Here is a 20049-nt window from a genome sequence, read left to right as displayed (position 1 = left end):
CGGCCGAAGGAAGCAAACGGAATGTATATTTCCCCCAGACGCCTTGGCGTCTACGCGGCCGCGCTTGTGTTCGCGATCGTCATGAACTTCACGATTCCCCGGCTCATGCCGGGGACTCCCGTGGATGCGATGATTGCACAGTTAGGATCGCGCGCGACACCCGCCGCGATCGAGGCGATCAAGGCGCGGTTCGGCGCGGTCGACATGTCGATCTCCGGCCAGTTCATCGATTATGTCAAGGGACTTGCGACGCTCGATCTCGGCGTCTCGGTCAAGTACTATCCACAGACCGTGGTCGAAGTGCTCAGCCGCTCGACGCTGTGGACCCTGTTCCTGGTCACCACCGCCATCATCTTTTCCCTCTGCGTCGGCACGACGCTGGGCGCCATCGCCGCATGGCGGCGCGGCGGTCGGTTCGACACGATCGTTTCGCCGCTATCGGTGGTGATGATCGCCGTTCCGCCGGTGATCGTCGCACTGACGACGCTGTTCGTGTTCGGCGTGTCACTGCGCTGGTTTCCGGTCGGCTATGCCTACGATCCCAGCCTCGATCCCGGCCTGAATTTTACCTTCGCAAGCAGCGTGTTCTTTCATGCCATCATGCCGGTGCTGACATTGTCTCCCTATCTGATCGGCGAGTTCCAGACCACCATGCGGTCGTCGATGATTTCGGTGCTCGGCGAGGACTATGTGACCATGGGCAGGGCCAAGGGGCTGAGGGCCAGCACAGTGATGTTCAGCTACGGCGCGCGCAACGCCATGCTGCCGGTCCTCACAAATCTGGCACTGATGCTCGGCGCCGTCTTCGGCGGGTCGATCGTCACCGAAATCGTCTTCAATTATCCCGGTCTCGGCCTGACACTGTTTACCGCCAGCGTCGCGCGTGACTACCCCGTCATTCAGGGACAGCTTCTGCTGATGACACTGGCGACCCTAGGTGCCAACCTTCTCGTCGATATCGTCTACGGTCTCGTCGACCCCAGATTGCGGGATGCTGCCGAATGATGTCGGGTCTCAAAATTCTCCTGCAGCAGAAGAAGGCGGTCGCCGGCATGGTGATCATCTGCGCACTCTGCCTCATGGCCATCTTCGCCCCGATCATCGCGTCCGGTGCCCCGGGTGCCCGCGTCGGTCGCTCGCATCAGCCGCCAACCGTCGAGCACGTTTTCGGGACGACCAAGATGGGCCGCGACGTCTACACCCAGTTCGTGTGGGGTTCGCGGACGTCGATTTCGGTGGGCTTTGCCACGGGCATCGCCATCACCCTCATCGGCACGGCGATAGGGCTGATCTCCGGCTATGTCGGCGGCCGCACCGACGCACTGCTCGATCTCGCCACCAACGCAGTGCTGGTGATACCCAACATACCGCTGCTGATATTACTGGCCTCGTTTGCCGGCACGGTCGGGCCGCTGTCGATCATGACCATTATCGCCCTGACCTCATGGCCGTGGGGTGCGCGCATGACGCGGTCACAGACCTTGGCGCTGCGCAACCGTGATTTCGTCACTGCCGCAAAAATGATCGGCGAACCGCGCTGGCGCATCATCTTCGTCGAATTGCTGCCCAACCTTCTGCCGCTGATCGGCATCAACCTCGTCGGCAGTATCATCTATGCGATCGTCGCCCAGACGACGCTGGAATATCTCGGCTTCGGCGACCCCTTGTTGGTCAGTTGGGGGACGATGCTCTACAATGCCCAGAATTCCTCGGCGATCATCCTCGGTGCCTGGTGGGATATCGGTGCGCCCGCCGCAGGCATCGCGCTGATCGGCCTTGGCCTTGCACTGGTGAATTTCACCTTCGACGAGATTGCCAATCCGCAATTGCGCTCGGGCCCGGCGCTTAGCCGCTGGCTCCGGCTCAGCCGCGCCCGCAACCGCAATCTGGGGGCCGTGCGATGAGTGACGACCTGCTGCAAATCCGCAATCTCGATGTCGACTACCTCCTGGACAAGGGCGAGTTCCGGGCCGTCAAGAATGTCTCCTTCAATATCGGCCGGGGCGAGTTGTTCGGCCTCGCAGGCGAATCCGGCTGCGGCAAGAGCACTATCGCCTATGCGATCACGCGGCTTGCCAAGGCGCCGGCCTGGGTCGCGGGCGGAGAGATCATTCTCGACGGTCAGGACCTGCTGAAACTGCCGGAAGGCGAGATGCAGAAGGTCCGATGGAAACGGGTCGGCATGGTGTTCCAGAGCGCCATGAATTCGCTCAACCCGCTGATGCGGGTCGAGGCCCAATTTCACGATGTGCTCCACCGGCACGCGGGTTGCTCCCGAAGCCAATCGCGAGAAACGGCGGAGGCGATGTTCCAGCTGGTCGGCATTCCCGTCAGCCGGGTTTCTGATTATCCGCACCAATTCAGCGGCGGCATGCGCCAGCGCATCGTCATCGCCATCTGCCTGGCGCTCAGGCCTGAGCTGATCATCATGGACGAACCGACGACGGCGCTCGATGTCGTGGTTCAACGCGAAATCCTCGAACAGGTCATCGACTTGCAACGCACCTACGGCTTCTCGGTGCTGTTCATCACCCATGACTTGCACCTGATGGCGCAGCTTTGTCATCGGATCGGGGTGATGCTGAAAGGTGAATTGGTCGAAGTCGGCGATGTCCGGCAGGTCAGCCAATCGCCCGCGCACGAATATACAAGGAAGCTCTGGAATGCCATTCCGCAGCTTCCGACCCGGCCCCGCCTGACCGGAGAGATAGCATGAGCGTCGCTCCCCACTTTCCTGTCGTTGACGCCGAGCCGATCATCCAGCTTGAAGGTATCGAGCGTCGCTTCGGTCCCGTTCAGGCGTTGCGCGGCATTTCTCTGTCACTGACCCCGGGCAAAGCCCTCGCTCTGGTCGGTGAATCCGGCTGCGGCAAGACCACCTGTGCCCGCATCATTGCCCGGATGGATCAGCCCACGGCGGGCCACCTTCGTTTTCGCGGGCGGGAGTTCACCTCAATCGGCACGACGAGTGACGAGCGCGCCTATCGCCGCGATGTCCAGATGGTGTTCCAGGATCCGTTCTCCTCGCTCAATCCTGTGTTCTCGATCGAGCATCATCTGTCGCGGCCGGTCATCCTGCACGGCCATGCGATAGGAAAGGCTGACATCTCCGACGCAGTTTCCGAGCTGCTCGCAAATGTCGGCCTCGACCCTGCTTTAACCCGCAGAAAGTTCCCGCACGAACTGTCCGGCGGCCAGCGGCAACGCGTCAACATCGCCCGGGCGCTGGCCGTGCGGCCGAGCGTGCTGGTCGCCGACGAGCCGACATCGATGCTCGATGTGTCGATCCGGCTGGGCGTGCTGGAACTTCTCGCACGCATCAAGCGCGAACAGAGCCTGGCACTGCTCTATATCACCCACGATATCGCCACGGCGGCCCATGTCGCGGAGGAGATCGTTGTGATGTTTGCCGGCCAGATGGTGGAATGGGGCGACACCAATGCCGTCATCGGCGAGGCCCGCCATCCCTATACGCAACTGCTGCTATCGGCTGTCCCCGATGGCAGCCGTCCCTTCGTCATCGGTGAAAGCGCGCGCTTCCTCGAGCAGGCAGAGAAAGTCCGCGCGCTGAGCCGTCCGACCTCGGCCGGGGTCGCACAGGTCGGACCGAACCATTTCGTCCGCGCGCTCGCGGCCAGCTAAAGGAATTCATCATGGATTATCTCGTCAATCTCTCGCACGTCGGCCCTGACGCCGCCCTCGTAGACAAGATGAAGACAGCTGGCGTCACCATCCGCAGGGCGCTCGCTCCGGAAGCCATGCTCGTGACCAGATGGGTCGCCGAGAAATTCGGCGAGGGCTGGGCAAGCGAAACAGCCATCGCCCTGACACGCCAGCCGCCGACATGCTTCATCGCCACGCGCGACCAGAAGCTCATCGGCTTTGCCTGCCACGAATCCATAGCCCGGAGCTTCTTCGGTCCAACAGGCGTCGAGAAGGAAGCACGCGGTCTAGGCATCGGTCACGCGCTGTTGCTCGCCTGCCTGCTCGATTTGAAGACGATGGGCTACGGCTACTCGATCATCGGCGATGTCGGCCCCTCCGCGTTCTACGAAAAAACAGTCGGCGCCATGCCGATCCCCAATTCCGCACCCGGCGTCTATGCCGGCCTGCTCAAAGTCTGACCCCGTTCAAAGAGAATATCATGTCGACAATGCTCCCCTCTGCCTTGCAGCTCGAGACGTCGTGGAGGCCAGCCTCGGACGACCGCGCGCCGGCCTATGCGCTGAGCCTGAAAAACCTGTCATCGCAGCCGCTCTCTCGCTTCAGCCTATGCGTCAGCGGCCCCGGCCGCGTCGATCCCTCGGTCCAGATCGACGGTGGCACGGTCAGCGAGAGGCTGTCGAATTTCACCGAATTCCTGCCGCCGGAGGATTTCGTGCTGGCGACCGGCGAAACGTGGACGATCTCGGTCCATGCCCTGAGCTGGCCGTTTCGCCATTGGACGGATGGCGCCCGAAGTGCCTATGTCGCATTCGACGACGGCAGTACCCTGTCGCTCCAAACGACGCCGACACGGCTTTTCGGCAGCAATGTCGCACCGAAGCGGGGAGCGGAAACTTATCCCGTGCCTCAAACGCCACCGGCGCCCCTGTCGATCGTGCCATGGCCGAACCACGTCTCCATATCCGGCGGCCGTCCTGTGCCGGCGGGCCTTGCGCTCAGCGCTGTCGATCCCAAGGCCAAAGCTGCCGCGGATGCTTTCACTGATTTGACCGAACAGTTGTTTGCCGTCGAAGGCATCGTGCGTGGCGCGTCCGAAGGTGGACTGCCGGTCACCCTCCGGTTGACAGACGGCCATGCAGCGGAAGCCTACGAATTGGTCTTCTCTCCCGAAGCGGTGACGATATCGGGCAGTACGCAGACGGGATTGTTATATGGTCTGGTCACCCTTGGCCAGATCTGGCGGGGCGCGCGCTTCTACCCGCACGCCTACAGTTTTCCGCGCACTGGTGAAATCCGCGACGAACCGGCGATGGGCTGGCGCGGCCTTCATCTCGACGTGGCCCGCCAGTTCTACGGCGAGGCCGAAATCAAGAAGCTCCTCGCCATCCTGGCATGGAACAAGCTCAACCGTTTCCATTGGCATCTGTCGGATGACGAGGCGTGGCGTGTCGAGATCGACGCCTACCCTGCGCTCACCGAGATCGGCGCCTGGCGGGGCCACGGACTGGCGGTGCCGCCGCTGCTTGGCACGGGTCCCGAAAGAAGCGGCGGCTATTACACCAAGGCCACCATCCGCGAGATCGTTGCTCATGGACAGGAATTCGGTATCGAGATCGTGCCGGAAATCGACGTTCCCGGCCATTGCTTCGCCATGCAAAAGGCCATTCCCGAACTTCGCGATCCCGACGAGATCGGCAGCTATTATTCGGTGCAGGGCTTCCCAGACAACTGCGTCAATCCCGCCCGCGAACAGACCTACCAAATTCTCCAAACCATCCTGCTCGAATTGATCGAACTGTTTCCGTTCAAGACCATTCATATCGGTGCCGACGAGGTGCCTTTGGGCGCATGGTCCGGATCGCCGGAGGCATTGGCGAAACTGCGCGAGATCGGCGGCGAGGCGATGGCCGAGGCCCATGCCAAGCGCCTCAACGTCATCACCAACACCCACGGCGCCGACGACATCAATGGATCGGGCACCGCTATCCTCCAGGCCCTCTTCCTTGAGAGAGTCCAGAAGTTCCTGGCCGCGCAAGGCTGCATCACCGGCGGATGGGAAGAGGCCGCGCACGGCAATGTCATCGACAAATCCAGGAGCTATCTCTGCGGCTGGCGCAATGTCGAAATCTCGGCAGCGTTGGCAGGTGAAGGCTACGACATGGTCGTCTGCCCCGGTCAGGCCTATTATCTCGACATGGCCAATAGCCCCGATTGGGACGAGCCCGGCGCCTGCTGGGCCGGATGGTCCGCGCCGGAAATGACCTACAATTTCGATCCGACGGAAGGCTGGAGCGACGCGCAGAAACAGAAGCTGCGCGGCATACAGGCCTGCATCTGGTCGGAGGCCATGACGGACCGCGCCGTCTTCGACCGGCTGGTTTTCCCACGCCTTTCCGCTATCGCCGAAAGCGCCTGGACACAGCCGGAAGACAAGTCGTGGGACCGCTTCAAGGCGGCCGCCGGCCTGATGCCGGTGCTCTACGACTATCCCTGAAACCTAACCGACGGGCTTTTGCAGCACATCGAATTGCGGGTTGGTCTCTGAAAAGACCGGCAATGCCGCGGCGCCCAGTATCGCCGTATCCTTGCCGGTCGCCCCCACCATGATGCGCGGTATGATCCGCTCCGCGGTCGGGTTGACCGGGGTGTAAAGCGGTTCCAGCCGCCGGGCCAGGCTCTTCAGCAGCGGCGGCGGCATCGGTCCTCCAAGCACGACGGTCTGGGGATCGAAGGCGAGTTCGAGAAAGTCGATCGTCTGCCGCATCGGTTCAACCGCAGCATCCAGCCAGCCATCCAGCGCTGAACCGATTGTATTGATCGGGTCGTCGCTCTCCGCTGCGGAGTATTTTTCCGGCGGGCGGATTCCCAGATGTTCGTAGGCGGAGCCAAGCGACACATATCTGTCAAGGCAGCCGCGCTTGCCGCACGGACATGCCAGTCCATTGGGGACGACGATGATGTGTCCGATTTCGCCGGCATTGTTTCGGCTGCCTCGGTAGAGGTGCCCATCCAGGAACATGCCGGCCCCGATGCCTCCGCCGAGGAAGAGATAAATAAAGCTGCTGAGGCCGCGGGCAACGCCATAGAGCCGTTCGCCTATGGCCGCGGCTGTTGCATCGTTTTCCACCAGCACCGGCACCCCAACCAGACGCCGCAACTCCGCCGCCACCGGAAAGTCCTGCCATCCCTGCAAAGCAATCGGCGTCAGCGAGGTTACCCCTTCCGTTGCGTAGCGCCCTGCCATGGCAATGCCAACCCCGAGAAGGCGATGACGGTCGAAGCGATAGCTGCGCTGCAACTCTTCGGTAATTTCGGCGAGGATGGGAATTGCCTCTGCCGGTGTCGGCCGGTCGATCGGCCGCAGGATCCTGGCCCGCACGGTTCCGGAGAGATCCGTCAGCACACCGGCGGCGTGGTCGCGTTCCAGTTCGAGGCCGATCGAATAGGCGCCGTTTGGATTGATGGAATACGGGATGATCGGCTGTCCCCGTGCCAGCCGCTGCTGGGCGTCAGCCTGCAACAGCTTCGAACTCTCCAGTTCCTCGACGATGTTGGACACCGTTTGCGCCGTGAGCGCTGTCAGGCGGGCAATCGCCGCGCGCGACAAGGGGCCATTGGTCCTTATTGCCTCGATCACGACGCGTCGATTGTGGGATTTCGCCTGCGCGAGATTTGTGCCTGAAATTGATTTCATGTCTCGACTTATACATCGGATCGGTTAGCGCGGGAATTCGTGCTTTTGCCTATATCGCATAAGCGGTTACGGCGACGATAGCCAGTATGCCGGTCACGCAAATATCAAACGGTCGGGTAGCGCCTTGGCTGCACGGTCGGCCGCCTATGGCGCCACAGATCTCGAGGCGGCCAGCCGTGCCAATCGCGACTTCCACTTCCGGATTCTGCAATATGCCGACATGCCCTACGTCGAGTCCATCTGTGAGAATATGTGGACTCTGATGGGCCCGTTTCTCAGGACATTCCACGAGGAAATCCCGGTGCGGCAACTGACGGCCAGCAACCACAGGCACTTCCAGTTTATCGAAGCGCTAAAGCAGCGCAATCCGGAAGCTGCCCGCGAGGCCATGCAGCAGGATATCAAATGGAGCGATGTGCTGGTGACGGCCCAGGAGAAAGCGGCCTTCGAAGAAGCGAAGGCCAGCCGGGCGCGTAAGTAACGCCGCTTGACCGCCGATAATGCTAGCTATGTCTGATCTCGGTGCCGAGTACTTTGAGACATTCGCGGATGAAGGCGGCAAGACCTGTCCAACCCTTGGCAGAAACCATCGTGCCATCGACATAGGCTTCGGTCGGCGACACATCGATATAGGTTCCTCCGGCAAGCTCGACTTCCGGCGCGCAGGCGCCAAGTGCTGCCACCTTCTTGCCTCTGACGACGCCATCGACAGCGATCAAAATCTGCACACCGTGGCAGATGGTGAAGATCGGTTTTTTCGCATCGTGAAAATGGCGGACGATGCCCTGCACGCGCTTGTCGGTTCGAATGTATTCAGGCCCGCGGCCACCGGCGCAATAAACCGCATCATATTGCCCGGGATTTGATTCCGCTTCCGAGAAAGTCTTGTTGATGGTGAAGTAGTGGCCCATTTTTTCGGTATAGGTCTGATCGCCCTCGAAATCGTGCAATGACGTCTTGATCAGATCGCCGGCCTTTTTGTCCGGGCAAATGACATGGACGGTGTGGCCCACGGCCTCCATGGCCTGCTGATAGACGAAGATTTCGTATTCTTCGGTGAATTCCCCCGTAAGCATCAATATTTTCTTGCCTGGCATGTACTATCCCTCCTCCTGGATCTCAAAAATTTACTGGCTATAAAGTGCCTCCACACTTTATGCTCAAGAGATACTGTCTTCCGTCGAGCGATGGAAGCAATTCTTCAGGCGCTATATTTCTCAGCCCTTCACCTCGAACTCCTGATCCACAGGGATCTGCATTGCGGTGACCAGATGGTTGGTCTGTGCCGCAAGCCCGATCACGGCGAAAAGCTCGGCATGCTGCGCGTCGGTCATGCCGCGCGCCCTGGCGGCGGCGGTGTGCGAATGGACGCAATAGGAGCAGCCATTGGCGGTCGACACGGCGATGTAGATCATCTCGCGCACCAGCGGATCGAGCGCGCCTTCCACCGCCATCACTGCTTTCAGGCCTTCCCACGTGCGTTTCAGCAGCGGCGGGTCATTGGCAAGCCCGCGCCAGAAATTGTTGATGAAATCGGATTTGCGCGTCGTGCGGATATCGTCGAACACGGCCTTGGCGGTGGGAATGGCGTCGACCTCGGCCTCGGTCAGCAGTTTCACGGTTGCCATGGCTATTCCTCCTTGTGCCGGTTGTCAGTGAACAGCGGCATACATGATCTTTTCTTCAGTCGACTCGGTCGGCGAGAACTCCTCGACAATGCGCCCCTGCCGGCAGACTAGGATACGGTCGGACAGGTTCATGATCTCCGGCAGATAGGAGGAGATCACCACCACTGCCAGCCCCTGGTCGGCAAGGCCATTGATGATCTGGTGGATTTCGGCGATCGCCCCGACATCGACGCCGCGGGTCGGCTCATCGAAAATCACGATGAGCGGCTTCTGCACCAGCCCCTTGCCGATCACCACCTTTTGCTGGTTGCCGCCGGATAGCTCGACGACGCGGGCATTGTCGTTGATGGCGCGGATGTTCAGCATTTTGCTCCACTCGGCCGACACCGCATGCATTTCCTTCATGCTGATGATGGCGCTCTTTTCGCGCCCGGCCGACAGCAGGCCGGAGAACATGTTCTCGGCAATCGACATGGTCTCGAAGAAGCCCTCGCTCTTGCGGTCCTCGGTGACATAGACAATGCCGTCGTTCACCGCCTCGCGCGGCACGGTGTAGCGCACCGGTTTGTCGTCGAGCTCTATCGTGCCGCCGCGATTGAAGTCGCGCTTGTAGATGCCGGACACCACCTTGAACGTCTCGGTGCGGCCCGAGCCGATCAGCCCGAAGACGCCGGTGATCTGGCCCTCGAAGATCGAGAACGAATTGTTGCGCACGACATTGCTCATCGAAATATCCTGCACCGACAGGACCTTTTTGCCGGGCTTGCGCAACGTCGCCTCGTTGCGTTGACGGTAAAGCTCGCCCGACAGCGTGCGGCCGACCATGGCGGATATGATTTTCTCGCGGTCGAAATCCTTTGTCTCGCCCGAGGCCACCAACTCGCCGTCGCGCAGAATGGTAATCCGGTCCGAGAGCAGCAACGCCTCCTCCAGCGCATGACTGATGAAGACGATCGACACGCCGCGCGCCTTGAGGCGTCGGACCAGCGCGAAGAAGTGGCGTTTTTCTTCCGGCGTCAGCGTCGCGGTCGGCTCATCGAAAATGATGATCTCGGCGTTGTGATGCACGGCGCGGGCGATCTCCACCATCTGCCGCTTGGCAGCGCCCAAAGTTTCGACCATCGCCGTCGGATCGACCGGGAAATTCAGCGATTGCAGGAATTGCTGCGCCGCGATGTAGATGCCGCGCAGCCGGTTGAGAAAGCCTTCGGACCCGAGATAAAGGTTTTGCGCCACCGTCATGGACGGCACGAGGCTGGTTTCCTGGAACACCATGGCGATACCGGCATCGAGTGCCGCATGCGGCGTCGCGTAGGCGATTTCCGCGCCGTGATGAAACATCTTGCCCGAGGTCATGTCGACCACGCCGGCAATGATCTTCGTTAGCGTTGACTTACCAGCGCCGTTTTCGCCAAGCAGGGCATGGATCTCGCCCTTGCGCAGATCGAAGCTGACATTCTTGACGGCCGGCACGCCGCGATAGGCCTTGGTGACGTTTTCAAGCCGGACGATGACATCGCCGATAGCGGTGGTCTCCATCAGAATGCCTCCACAAGATCGATCGCTAGGATGCAATCGCCACCCCTCGAGGCGACCAGCAATTTGCCGTCAATTTCGATAGCGCTTGTTGTGCCGTGACGGGTGCCATTGGCACGGCTATGGACGCTTGAAACCGGCCACAACGACGCATCGAGCTTGACCGCCATGCCGTAGGACCGTGTCGGCGACCACGGCTTGTGTACGCCCATCGAGCGGATCGCCCCGCATTGTAGCGGTTCCAGAAAGCTGCGGCTCGAGGCGAGCGAAGGCGCGATCCAGAACTCGCGCTGCACGCTGTCGATCATGTCCTGCCGATAATGGGTTTCCTGTAGCACGAATTCGATCAGCCGGTTGCGCGGCGCAAATATCGACAGCCACGCCCCGCCATCGGCAGCTGGCGACAGACGGGAAGGGTAACCCGGCAGATGGTCGATCACCACCTTTCGGTCACCCGAATTGCCGATGCCGACAAGACGATGACGCCAGCTTTCGCTGACCACCACGCCATCAGCCTCGACATGAAGGCCGTAGGGAAAGGCGAGTCCATTGGCGATTTCGCGGAAGCTTGAAGCACCCCCGTCGCGTTTCCAGATGCTGCCGGAGGAACCTTTCTGCATCAGGTCGGCAGCCCAGGCGGAAGGCGAATGATGCGCCGAGCCATTGGCCAGCCAAAGCGCGCCATCCGGACCGAAGGCCAGCGCCGTGATGCAACGAATGGAGGGCGGCAGTTCTATTTCGCGGCCAGCGACCGACAGCTTGCCGGTGTCAAGACCAACGGCTATCTCGCCCGAAGGAGATATCGCGAGCGCGGTCACCGGCGATTGATAGGTTTCGACAACGACAGGCTCGTTCCCAGCCACGATCGAGAACACGGCGTTGCCACTGGACGCCAGCAGCCCGCCATTGCGGACTAGGAGACTATCGACTTCGGAGAGATCGGCAACCACGTCCGCATCATCCAGCACTGTGTTCGGACGAAACGCCCCATCAAGCGGCGGAATGGTCACGGCCTTGCCGCGAAAGAGATCGAGGATCGGATCAAAGATCATTTCGACGCTCCCCAATAGGAGACCGAACCGGTCCAGGTGGGATCTGCATCCGGCAATTTATAGCGGCCGACGCGATTGTTGAGGATGCCGCCGACGAACAGGTAGCCCTTGTGCTCGCGCATCGAGGTCACCGAGGGATGGGAGACGCCGGTCATGTCGCCGAGCGTGCCGATGATCTGGCCGGTCTCGTTGAATTTTACCACGCCGCCGGTATTGATGTTGGGGAACAGCCATTCGTCCTGCGGCAGGCGCCGCGTCATGCGTTTGCGCATGTCGGGGTGGCGCAGCGACAGGTCGAAACTCGGCGTGCGCATGCCGAGCCAAGCCATCCAGTAGCCGCCATCCGAAGCGCGGTTGATATTGTCGGGGTAGCCCGGCATGTCCTTGATGACGCATTCGGCCGTGCCGGCCTTCGGACCTTCCAGCCAGTAGCGATGCACGCGGCAGGCCCAGCTCTCGGCAAAGAACAGCGACCTGCCGTCATGGGCCATGCAGACGCCGTTGGCATAGCGATAGCCGTCGAGCAGGGTCGTGGTCGAGCCGTCCTTGGGATCGTAGACCAGCAGGCGGCCGGTGGCGCGGTTTTCGATCGAATCCAGCGCCCAGTCATGCGCGTCGTAACGCTTGGTGGAATCGGTGAAATAGATCCGGCCATCCGGCGCGATGTCACAATCGTTGGGGTCGCGCAGGCGGGCGTCATCGACCACGGAGGTCCAGGAGCGCGATGTTTCAGCCGACAGTTTCACCACCTCGCGGTCCGGAGAGATCGAGTAAAGCCCCATGGCGCCGACGCAGCTTATCAGGTTGCCTGTCTTGTCGAACGCCAGCCCCAACGGAAAACCGCCGACATGGGCAAAGACCTCCGACTTGACGTAGTCCGGCGCGAAGAACCGGACGATCTCACCATGCCTTGTGCCCGCATAAAGATGGTCGTCCCGGTCGAGGATGACGTCTTCGGGACCTTCGAGTTCGCCCAGCCCGATATAGTCTGTCTTCGACAGCGCATTGTTGAGGGCATAGGGCGTGCCCGAGCCCGGTTCGGCCGATTGCGTCTCGCCCATCTTGAGATAGACGGGGGCGACATAGACCTCGTTAAGCACCTTGTGACGGTTCTTCAGCCAGCGGATGTCGATGGTGACGGCCACCGCCAGCATCAGGCCGAGCACCATCTGGTTGGTGCCGGTGCCGTAACCTAGCCGGATCAGGCCGTTGGTCATGACCAGCACGATAATCGCGCCCATCAGCCCCTTGACCACCGAGCCGCGCCCGCCGCCGAGCGAATTGCCGCCGACCACAGCCGCCGTCAGAGCGAGGATTTCGAGATTGAGCCCGGTGCCAGGTCCTGCGCCCGACAGGCGGCAGGCAAACAGGAAGCCGGCGATCGACGCGCAGAAGCCGGAAAACACATAGGTCATGAACACGGTCTGCCGCACCTTGATGCCGGCATTGTGGGCCGAGCGCCGCGAACCGCCGACGGCAAGCACATGCCAGCCAGGCCGCGACCGAGTCAACGCGATATGGGTGACGATCGCAAACACGATCGCCGTCAGCACCGACGCGGAAATGCCGAGGAAGGTGCCGTCGCCGATGAAATCCCAGATATCCGACATCGCCATGGACATCTGGATCTGGGCGGCGAAATTGACCACGAGGATATCGTAGACGGCGCGGCCGATGATGAAAGTCACCAGCGTGGTGAGGAAAGCGCGCAGGCGCAGGTAGCCGACGAGATAGCCGTTGATGGCGCCGCAGGCGATGCCGGTGGCGATGCAGGCGGCGAGTGCCACCCACACCGGCAGGTCGAAGATGAAGAACACCGAAACGCCGGCAAAGCAGGCCAGAGCAAAGATGGAGCCGACCGAAAGGTCGATGCCGCCGCCGAGCATGACGACCGTCAGCCCGGTGACGACAATCGAGAACTCACCGAGCTGGCGGGTGGAATCCTGCAAGGACGTGAGCTTGAAGAAGCCGGGAATGGCGGTGCCGAAGCTCGCAACCACGATCACCAATGCGAGAAACGGGATTGCATTGTCCGTCCAGCGCTTGGTCAGGATCTCGCCGACCAGATGATCGGGGATCAGATTGTAGCGCCATGCCTGCAAGCGTTCACGAAATGTCATCTGCCGTATTTTCCGCGTCGGATTTAATTTGCTGAGGCAGGTGATGCCCTGCCTCGTTGGTCGCAAGCCCCCTCATCCGACCCTTCGGGCCACCTTCTCCTCGCTGGGGAGAAGAGGGAGCTTGCTTTGATGCCTCCCGACCCTCACCGCCTCGACGAGGCTCAAGAGTTTCAGCAGTGGATCAACGAATTACCTCTTCTCCCCAACGGGGAGAAGGTGGCCCGAAGGGTCGGATGAGGGGGCGCTCCGCATACAAGCTTTAGCTACTTCGCAGCCGCCTCAGCCTGCAGTGCCTTCAGGTCCCAGCAGCTGTCGGGCTTCAGGTCTGCCTTTGTGGTCGCCTTTTCGAGCGTGTAGATGAAGGTCTTGGAGGCGCCGGCCGGCTGGCCGCTCTGCAGCAGGAACTTGACGATGGCGTTGATATCGCCGGATTGCCTGTGCAATTCGGTCATGACGACGGCGCCATAGGTGCCATCGGCGAGGCGGTCGCAATCGGCTGCCTTTTCGCCGCCGCCGGTGGTTACCAGGAACACTTTGTCCTGCAGCTTGGCGTCGCGGATTGCGGCAGCTGCGCCGGTCGCGTCACCATCCCAGAAATCGATGATGCCGCACAGGTCCGGATGCTGCTGCAACATAGTGGTGGTCACGTTGCGCGAGGTCGTGGCATCCCAGTTGGAATCGGGCTTGGCGGCAACTGTGAAGTCCGGGTTCTTGGCCAGAACCTTCATGATGCCTGCATATTGATAAAGGCTCGAGGCATTGACCTGGTCGCCCTGAACGAGGCCGATCTTCTTCGACGAGTTCGGACCGCAGCCCTTGATCACCGCTTCGGCTTCAAGCTGGCCGAGGCGGTCCCAATCCGAGCCGACAAACGCATCGGCGGGGAAGTTGGCGGGATTGTCGATCAGCACCACGTAGGTGCCGGCGGCCTGCGCCTTTTTCAGCAGCCGTGCATAAGAGTTGAGGTCAGGCGAATGAACGATCAGCACGTTCGGGCGCGTATCGGACGAAATGGCTTCGGTGATTGCCTGGGCGCCGGCTTCAACGCTCCAGTTCGGATCGCGGGTCTCGAACGTGCCGCCGAAGGTCTCGACTTCCTTCTTGATGTAATGGGCCCAACCCTGCGCCAGGTCAAAGCCCATGGCCATCGGCACCAGCATCACACGCTTGCCTTTCAGCGCCGCCGAATAGGCCGCGGGGCCCGGGTCTTCCTGCGCCATCGGCGCGGTCGCAAACATGGAGATAGAGAGCGTGGCTGCGGCAGCAGCGAATACCTTCACATATTTCATGGCGTTTTCCCTGTTTTGGTTGGGCGTGATTGTTTCAGAGCAGTCAGATGTCTCCCTGTTGCGCGGTCTGCTCGTCGCGCGGATTGAGCACGCCGTCGATGATGATCGCGGCGAGTAGAATCGTCGACTTGATGAGGTTCTGGTAAATCAGCGGAATATCGATGATGGTCATGGCGTTGAGCATGATGCCGATCAAAGCTGCGCCGAACAGCACGTTGCGGACACTGCCCTTGCCGCCCGACAGGCCGATGCCGCCGATGACCGCCACCAGCACGATGTCGTAGAGCAGCGTCGAATTGACCACGCGAGTGTTGATAGAATGCAGGCTGGCGGCTGTCAGCAGGCCGGCCACGAAAGCGATCAGAGCCGAGATCACATAACGTAGCACCAGCATTGGCCGCACCGGCATGCCGACATTGCGCGCCGCCACCGGATTGTCGCCGGCGTAATAGACGTAGCGGCCCCATTTGGTGAAGCGCAGGAACAGGAAGATCAGGAATGCCAGCGCCAGGAAGATGAACACTTCGACCGGAATGTTGAAATAGCGCACGCCGCCGAACAGTTCGACCCAATGGCCGGGCGGCACCGGCACCGCATCCTGGGCAATCAGCTGAGAGCGCACATAGCCGAACACGAACGAGCCGCTGGCGAGCGTCACGAAAATCGCCGGCACATCGGCATAGGCGACGAGAAAGCCGTTGAGCACGCCAATGAACAGCACGCCGGCCAGCACGATCGCCAGCGCGTAGATATCAGGCGTGCCGTCATTGAGCAGCTGCAGGTACCAGGCGACCGACATCGCCATGATCGCCACCGCAGAGAGATCAATGCCTCGGCCGATAATGACGATCGCCATGCCGAGCGCGAGAATGCCGAGCACGGACACCGAGCGCACGATCGAGACGATGTTTTCGGAGGTAAAGAAGCCCGGCAATGCGATCGAGGCAGCGATGAAGATCAGCACTGCTATGGCGAAGACGATCTTCTCCTGACTCAGAGTCCGGATATTGCCCCAATTCCTACCGCTCATATGGCCCAGACGTCCCTTGCTGATAGTAGGTCCATTCTGCACACCCGGAGAGAAGGCTGTCGACGCTCGATCTTGTCAATTTCTATAGCGTCTCTAGATCTTTGTTCCCCGGCCGATCGAAACCCAAGTCGTTTATTCCCGAGCAGCAAAATCCGAAAAAAACAGGCAGCCACAGAAGCGTCAAAAATCCAACGTCCTCAAAGCGATGCGATGCTGTTCCCGGCAGTCTCTGCTGCATTGCGCAAAAGTTAAATCCAGATTCATCTTTCTGTCAACAATTCTTCACGATTGACGAGAAAAGATTTATCTGTAAGTTTTTCTTCATGAATGCGATCCCTGTTTTTGAGGAGGTGAGGTGTGAGCCTGAGGGACCTGTTGCTGCGTAGCGGCCTTTCCCTGACGCCGTCTGAGGAAAAGATCGTGCACGTGCTGCTTGCCGATTATCCAACGGCCGGGTTCGGCACGGCGACCGCGTTGGCCAAGCGGGCGGGGGTCAGCGATCCAACCGTTGTCAGGCTGGCCGTCAAGCTCGGTTTTCAGGGTTATCCGGATTTTCAGTCCAGGCTATTGGCCGAAGTCGAGGCCCGGCTACACTCGCCCTTGCTGATGATGGAAAGCAAGCTGCACGGCGGTCAGGCCGATCAGCAAGAGCCAACGAGCGCCTATCTGCGCTCAGTCATTGCAGGGCTGGAAAAAGCCGTTCTCACGACACCGGCGGCGACCTACGATCGGGCGGCGAAGCTGGTAACCGACCCGAAGGCGCGGCTGACGCTGCTCGGCGGGCGCTTCAGCCGGCATCTTGCAGGCATGCTTGGCGGCTATCTCATCCAGCTCAGGGCCGACGTCCGCGATCTCGGCGTTTTGTCGCCGCAGGCCTTCGATCTGTTGGTTGATATGGACCGGCGCGACGTGCTCGTCGTTTTCGATTACCGGCGCTACCAGAACGATGTCGTGGAGTTTGCCCGCCAGGCCGCGGCGCGTGGGGTGCGCATCGCGCTATTTACCGATCCATGGCTGTCGCCGATTGCCGAATTTGCGGAAGTGACGATCACCAGCCCCATCGAGGCCGCATCACCCTATGACACCCTGGCACCGGCGCTGGCGCAGATGGAGGCCTTCGTGGCCCATATCCTCGCCGGCATGAACGAGACCATACGCAACCGCATCGAACGGCTGGAGGACATTCGCCGCGCCAATGCGGTGACCCTGGACCACGAGACCATCGACGACAAATCCGGGACGACGATCCGCGATTTTCCCGGTCCCAAAACAAGTAAGCCAGCCAGCAAGCAAGGATGAGATGATGACGCAGACCCTCCTCAGGCGCGATGCGCCCTATGCTCCAGGCGAAACCGCCCTGCTGCTGGTCGACATGCAGCGGATCTGGCTGGAGCCGGGTCTCGATCCCTCCCATCCAGAGCGCGGCCCGGATCACTATTTCTACAGGCAGACCGCTTCGGTCACCATTCCCAACAACGAGCGGCTGCTGGCAGCGGCCCGCGCCAATGGCATCGAGGTGATCCATACCATCATCCAAAGTCTGACCGAGGATGGCCGCGATTGTTCGCTCGACCACAAGCTGACGCCGATCCATATCGCGCCCTCGCGTCCGGAAGGCCTGCCACCCAAGAATCTCGGCCCCGTCGGCGATGAGATCCTGATCCCCAAGACTTCGTCGGGCGTCTTCAACTCGACCAATATCGACTACGTCCTCAAGAATCTCGGCATCCGCTATCTCATCATCACCGGCATCATGACCGACCAGTGCGTTGACATGGCGGTGCGCGATGCTGCCGATCGAGGCTACTACGTCACCTGTGTCTCGGATGCCTGCTGCGCTGCCTCGCAGGAGCGCCACGACGGCGCTTTGAAAGCCTTCGGTGGCTATTGCTGGGTCGCCGACACTGACACCGTGGCTGGTCGCATGAGCGCGGTGAGCAAAGCCGCATGAGTGAACTCTATGAACCGCTCACCGGCATTGTCACCACCGATATTTCGGCGGTTACGCGTGGACGCTTTGTGGCTACCAGCCGGATCGAAAAGATGCGCGAGACCGGCATCGGCTGGCTGCAGGCCAATGTGTCGCTGACACCCTTCAATTCGATCGCTGATCCCAATCCCTGGGGCTCGTCGGGCGATTTGCGCCTGCTGCCGGATCTCGATGCGCGGTTCCGCACTGAGAATACAGGCTCGGCAACTGCGTTCGACCTGGTGCCCGGCAATCTGGTCGAGCTTGACGGCACGCCGTGGTCCTGTTGTACGCGAACGATGCTGCGCAACGCGCTGGCTGACCTCAAGGCGGCAACCGGGCTTACTCTGCTTGCCGCCGTCGAGCAGGAGTTCCAGATTTTTGGCGCCGATTTGCCGCCCGCTCATGTCCTGTCCTTCGAAGGCTTGCGGCGCGCCGATCCATTCGCCGCCCAGCTCATGGGGGCGTTGAGCGAGGCCGGCGTTTCGCCTGAGGTGATCATCTCGGAATTCGGCCTCGACCAATTCGAGGTGACGCATGCGCCTTGCGATGCGCTCGCCGCCGCCGACCGCGCTGTCGCCATCCGCGAGATCACCCGCGAGATCGCCCGCAATCGCGGTTGGAAGGCGAGCTTTGCCCCGAAGACTGCGCCAAACTCGGTCGGCAATGGCGTGCATATCCATTTCAGCCTGCTCGATGCGCAGGGCGAACCGGTGACCTACGACAGGAATGGCACTGCCGGGCTGTCTGCGGCTGCGGGCGCGTTTTGTGCAGGCGTGCTCAGTCACCTGCCAGCGATCACGGTGCTGACCGCTTCGAGCGTCTCATCCTATTATCGCCTCAAGCCGCACAACTGGAGTTCGTCTTATACCTGGCTCGGAGACAAGGACCGCGAGGCGACGCTTCGCATCTGCCCGACGGTGACGATCGGCGGCCGCGATCCGGCGCGCGCCTTCAATATCGAATACCGGGCAGCCGACGCCACCGCCAATCCTTATCTGGCCCTGGCGGCGATCATCCGCGCCGGGCTTGAGGGATTGCGGCAAAGCCTGCCGGCGCCCCCCATCGTGTCGGGTGACCCTTCCGTCATGAGCGAGGAGGAGCTGAAATCCAACGGCCTCGTACGGTTACCCGAAACGCTGCCCGCAGCGCTCGATGCACTCAGATCCGACGAGACCGTCACCGGCTGGTTTTCACCCGTCTTCATCGAGTCGTTCTGTGGCGTGAAGGCCGAAGAGATGAAGGCACTCGACGGCCTTGACGAGGCCGCGATCTGCGAGCGTTACAGGCAAGTCTATTGAGGGCGCCTGACATGGAGTGGCCGCCGGCGGTCGAGGTGCTGAACGAACATGGCACGTCCGACATCGTGCTGATTTGCGAGCATGCGTCCAACCACATGCCGTCAGAGTTCAATGGGCTGGGCCTGCCTTCTCACGAACTGACACGCCACATTGCCTGGGATATCGGTGCCGAAGCCGTGGCGCGCGGGTTGTCGGCTCGGCTTGACGCGCCTTGTTTTCTCGGCACCTATTCACGCCTGCTGATCGACCTGAACCGCCCGATCGACAGCCCGACCAGCATCCCGGTCCGCTCGGAAAGCACGGATATTCCCGGCAACGCAGATCTTTCCGATCCCGAGCGGCAACGCCGCATCGACGTGATGTTCACGCCCTTTCATGATTGTGTCAGCCGCTATCTCAACGGGCGCAATAAGCGGGGATCGAAGACAAGAATCGTCGCTATCCATTCGTTCACACCAATATTTCTCGGAGAGGCTCGGCCCTGGCATGCCGGTATCCTCTTTAATCGCTCCAGGCATTTCGCAGAACACGTGATCGCACACCTGGCCGAAGACAAGACGCTCAACATCGGTGCCAATGTGCCCTATGTGATCGATCGCATCAGCGACTATGCCATCCCGGTGCATGGGGAGGATCGCGGCCATCCCGCCATTCTGGTCGAAATCCGCAACGATCTTATCGCTTCGGAAAAGGGGATTGCGGAATGGATCGAGCGGCTTGCGGTTGCGCTCTCCCACCCCTAAACATGGCTGTCCGAGATGCTG

Annotated in this window: 19 protein-coding genes; 11 read left to right on the top strand and 8 right to left on the bottom strand. The window is 61.0% G+C overall.

The annotated features are described in order from the left end of the window. Nucleotides 1-21: 21 nt before the first annotated feature. The 6 genes from ACXHRN_RS21930 to ACXHRN_RS21905 are packed head-to-tail and all read left to right on the top strand — an operon-like array spanning nucleotide 22 to nucleotide 6160. Entirely contained in the window at nucleotides 22-1005 is a 984-nt protein-coding gene (locus ACXHRN_RS21930) for an ABC transporter permease (RefSeq protein ID WP_488638413.1), read from the top strand. Continuing rightward, complete coding sequence (locus ACXHRN_RS21925; protein WP_488638412.1) at nucleotides 1002-1904, top strand: ABC transporter permease; 903 nt, start codon at nucleotides 1002-1004, stop codon at nucleotides 1902-1904. Before ACXHRN_RS21930 ends, ACXHRN_RS21925 begins: the two co-directional genes overlap by 4 nt. After that, a complete protein-coding gene (locus ACXHRN_RS21920; protein ID WP_488638411.1) occupies nucleotides 1901-2716 on the top strand; it encodes an ABC transporter ATP-binding protein in 816 nt (271 codons plus the stop codon). The genes ACXHRN_RS21925 and ACXHRN_RS21920 overlap by 4 nt, the downstream gene beginning before the upstream one ends. Further along, nucleotides 2713-3642, top strand: coding sequence for an ABC transporter ATP-binding protein (locus ACXHRN_RS21915; protein WP_488638410.1), 930 nt, complete (start codon nucleotides 2713-2715; stop codon nucleotides 3640-3642). The genes ACXHRN_RS21920 and ACXHRN_RS21915 overlap by 4 nt, the downstream gene beginning before the upstream one ends. 11 nt (nucleotides 3643-3653) lie before the next feature. Further along, entirely contained in the window at nucleotides 3654-4124 is a 471-nt protein-coding gene (locus ACXHRN_RS21910) for a GNAT family N-acetyltransferase (RefSeq protein ID WP_488638409.1), read from the top strand. 20 nt (nucleotides 4125-4144) lie between these two features. Continuing rightward, complete coding sequence (locus tag ACXHRN_RS21905; protein ID WP_488638408.1) at nucleotides 4145-6160, top strand: beta-N-acetylhexosaminidase; 2016 nt, start codon at nucleotides 4145-4147, stop codon at nucleotides 6158-6160. Between the two features lie 3 nt (nucleotides 6161-6163). Here ACXHRN_RS21905 and ACXHRN_RS21900 read toward each other — a convergent pair whose 3' ends face one another. Beyond that, complete coding sequence (locus ACXHRN_RS21900; protein WP_488638407.1) at nucleotides 6164-7360, bottom strand: ROK family transcriptional regulator; 1197 nt, start codon at nucleotides 7358-7360, stop codon at nucleotides 6164-6166. Between the two features lie 58 nt (nucleotides 7361-7418). On the opposite strand from ACXHRN_RS21900, the gene ACXHRN_RS21895 reads away from it, so the two are divergent. Next, the gene (locus ACXHRN_RS21895) at nucleotides 7419-7841 is read left to right on the top strand and encodes an FCD domain-containing protein (RefSeq protein WP_488641979.1); all 423 of its coding nucleotides are present in this window, start codon (nucleotides 7419-7421) and stop codon (nucleotides 7839-7841) included. 22 nt (nucleotides 7842-7863) lie between these two features. Here ACXHRN_RS21895 and ACXHRN_RS21890 read toward each other — a convergent pair whose 3' ends face one another. The 7 genes from ACXHRN_RS21890 to ACXHRN_RS21860 form a co-directional block, all read right to left on the bottom strand. After that, a complete protein-coding gene (locus ACXHRN_RS21890) occupies nucleotides 7864-8457 on the bottom strand; it encodes a DJ-1/PfpI family protein (protein ID WP_488638406.1) in 594 nt (197 codons plus the stop codon). Between the two features lie 120 nt (nucleotides 8458-8577). Then, nucleotides 8578-8988: a carboxymuconolactone decarboxylase family protein gene (locus ACXHRN_RS21885; protein WP_488638405.1), complete on the bottom strand. Its 411-nt coding sequence runs from the start codon at nucleotides 8986-8988 to the stop codon at nucleotides 8578-8580. Between the two features lie 24 nt (nucleotides 8989-9012). After that, nucleotides 9013-10527 (bottom strand): sugar ABC transporter ATP-binding protein, encoded by a 1515-nt coding sequence (locus ACXHRN_RS21880; protein ID WP_488638404.1) that lies wholly within the window; start codon nucleotides 10525-10527, stop codon nucleotides 9013-9015. After that, nucleotides 10527-11576: an NHL repeat-containing protein gene (locus ACXHRN_RS21875; protein WP_488638403.1), complete on the bottom strand. Its 1050-nt coding sequence runs from the start codon at nucleotides 11574-11576 to the stop codon at nucleotides 10527-10529. Before ACXHRN_RS21875 ends, ACXHRN_RS21880 begins: the two co-directional genes overlap by 1 nt. Further along, a complete protein-coding gene (locus ACXHRN_RS21870; RefSeq protein WP_488638402.1) occupies nucleotides 11573-13696 on the bottom strand; it encodes an ABC transporter permease in 2124 nt (707 codons plus the stop codon). The genes ACXHRN_RS21875 and ACXHRN_RS21870 overlap by 4 nt, the downstream gene beginning before the upstream one ends. 263 nt (nucleotides 13697-13959) lie before the next feature. After that, a complete protein-coding gene (locus tag ACXHRN_RS21865) occupies nucleotides 13960-14985 on the bottom strand; it encodes a sugar ABC transporter substrate-binding protein (protein ID WP_488638401.1) in 1026 nt (341 codons plus the stop codon). A gap of 43 nt (nucleotides 14986-15028) precedes the next feature. Further along, nucleotides 15029-16015 carry an ABC transporter permease gene (locus ACXHRN_RS21860; RefSeq protein WP_488638400.1) on the bottom strand — a complete coding sequence of 329 codons (987 nt, stop codon included), beginning with the start codon at nucleotides 16013-16015 and terminating at the stop codon, nucleotides 15029-15031. A 357-nt stretch (nucleotides 16016-16372) separates the two neighbouring features. Here ACXHRN_RS21860 and ACXHRN_RS21855 point away from each other — a divergent pair, with 357 nt between their 5' ends. From ACXHRN_RS21855 to ACXHRN_RS21840, 4 genes are read left to right on the top strand one after another with little or no spacing between them, the layout of a single operon-like run. Continuing rightward, nucleotides 16373-17314, top strand: a complete 942-nt coding sequence (locus ACXHRN_RS21855) for a MurR/RpiR family transcriptional regulator (RefSeq protein ID WP_488638399.1) — start codon at nucleotides 16373-16375, stop codon at nucleotides 17312-17314. 4 nt (nucleotides 17315-17318) lie between these two features. Then, nucleotides 17319-17966 carry a cysteine hydrolase family protein gene (locus ACXHRN_RS21850; protein WP_488641978.1) on the top strand — a complete coding sequence of 216 codons (648 nt, stop codon included), beginning with the start codon at nucleotides 17319-17321 and terminating at the stop codon, nucleotides 17964-17966. After that, nucleotides 17963-19285, top strand: coding sequence for a type I glutamate--ammonia ligase (locus ACXHRN_RS21845; RefSeq protein ID WP_488638398.1), 1323 nt, complete (start codon nucleotides 17963-17965; stop codon nucleotides 19283-19285). The genes ACXHRN_RS21850 and ACXHRN_RS21845 overlap by 4 nt, the downstream gene beginning before the upstream one ends. Before the next feature lie 11 nt (nucleotides 19286-19296). Next, nucleotides 19297-20028, top strand: coding sequence for an N-formylglutamate amidohydrolase (locus tag ACXHRN_RS21840; protein WP_488638397.1), 732 nt, complete (start codon nucleotides 19297-19299; stop codon nucleotides 20026-20028). Nucleotides 20029-20049 lie beyond the last annotated feature (21 nt).

The sequence above is a fragment of the Shinella sp. OV683 genome (assembly GCF_057787725.1).
Note: the sequence above shows the minus strand (reverse complement) of the source record. Positions and strands in the feature narration are given on the sequence as shown.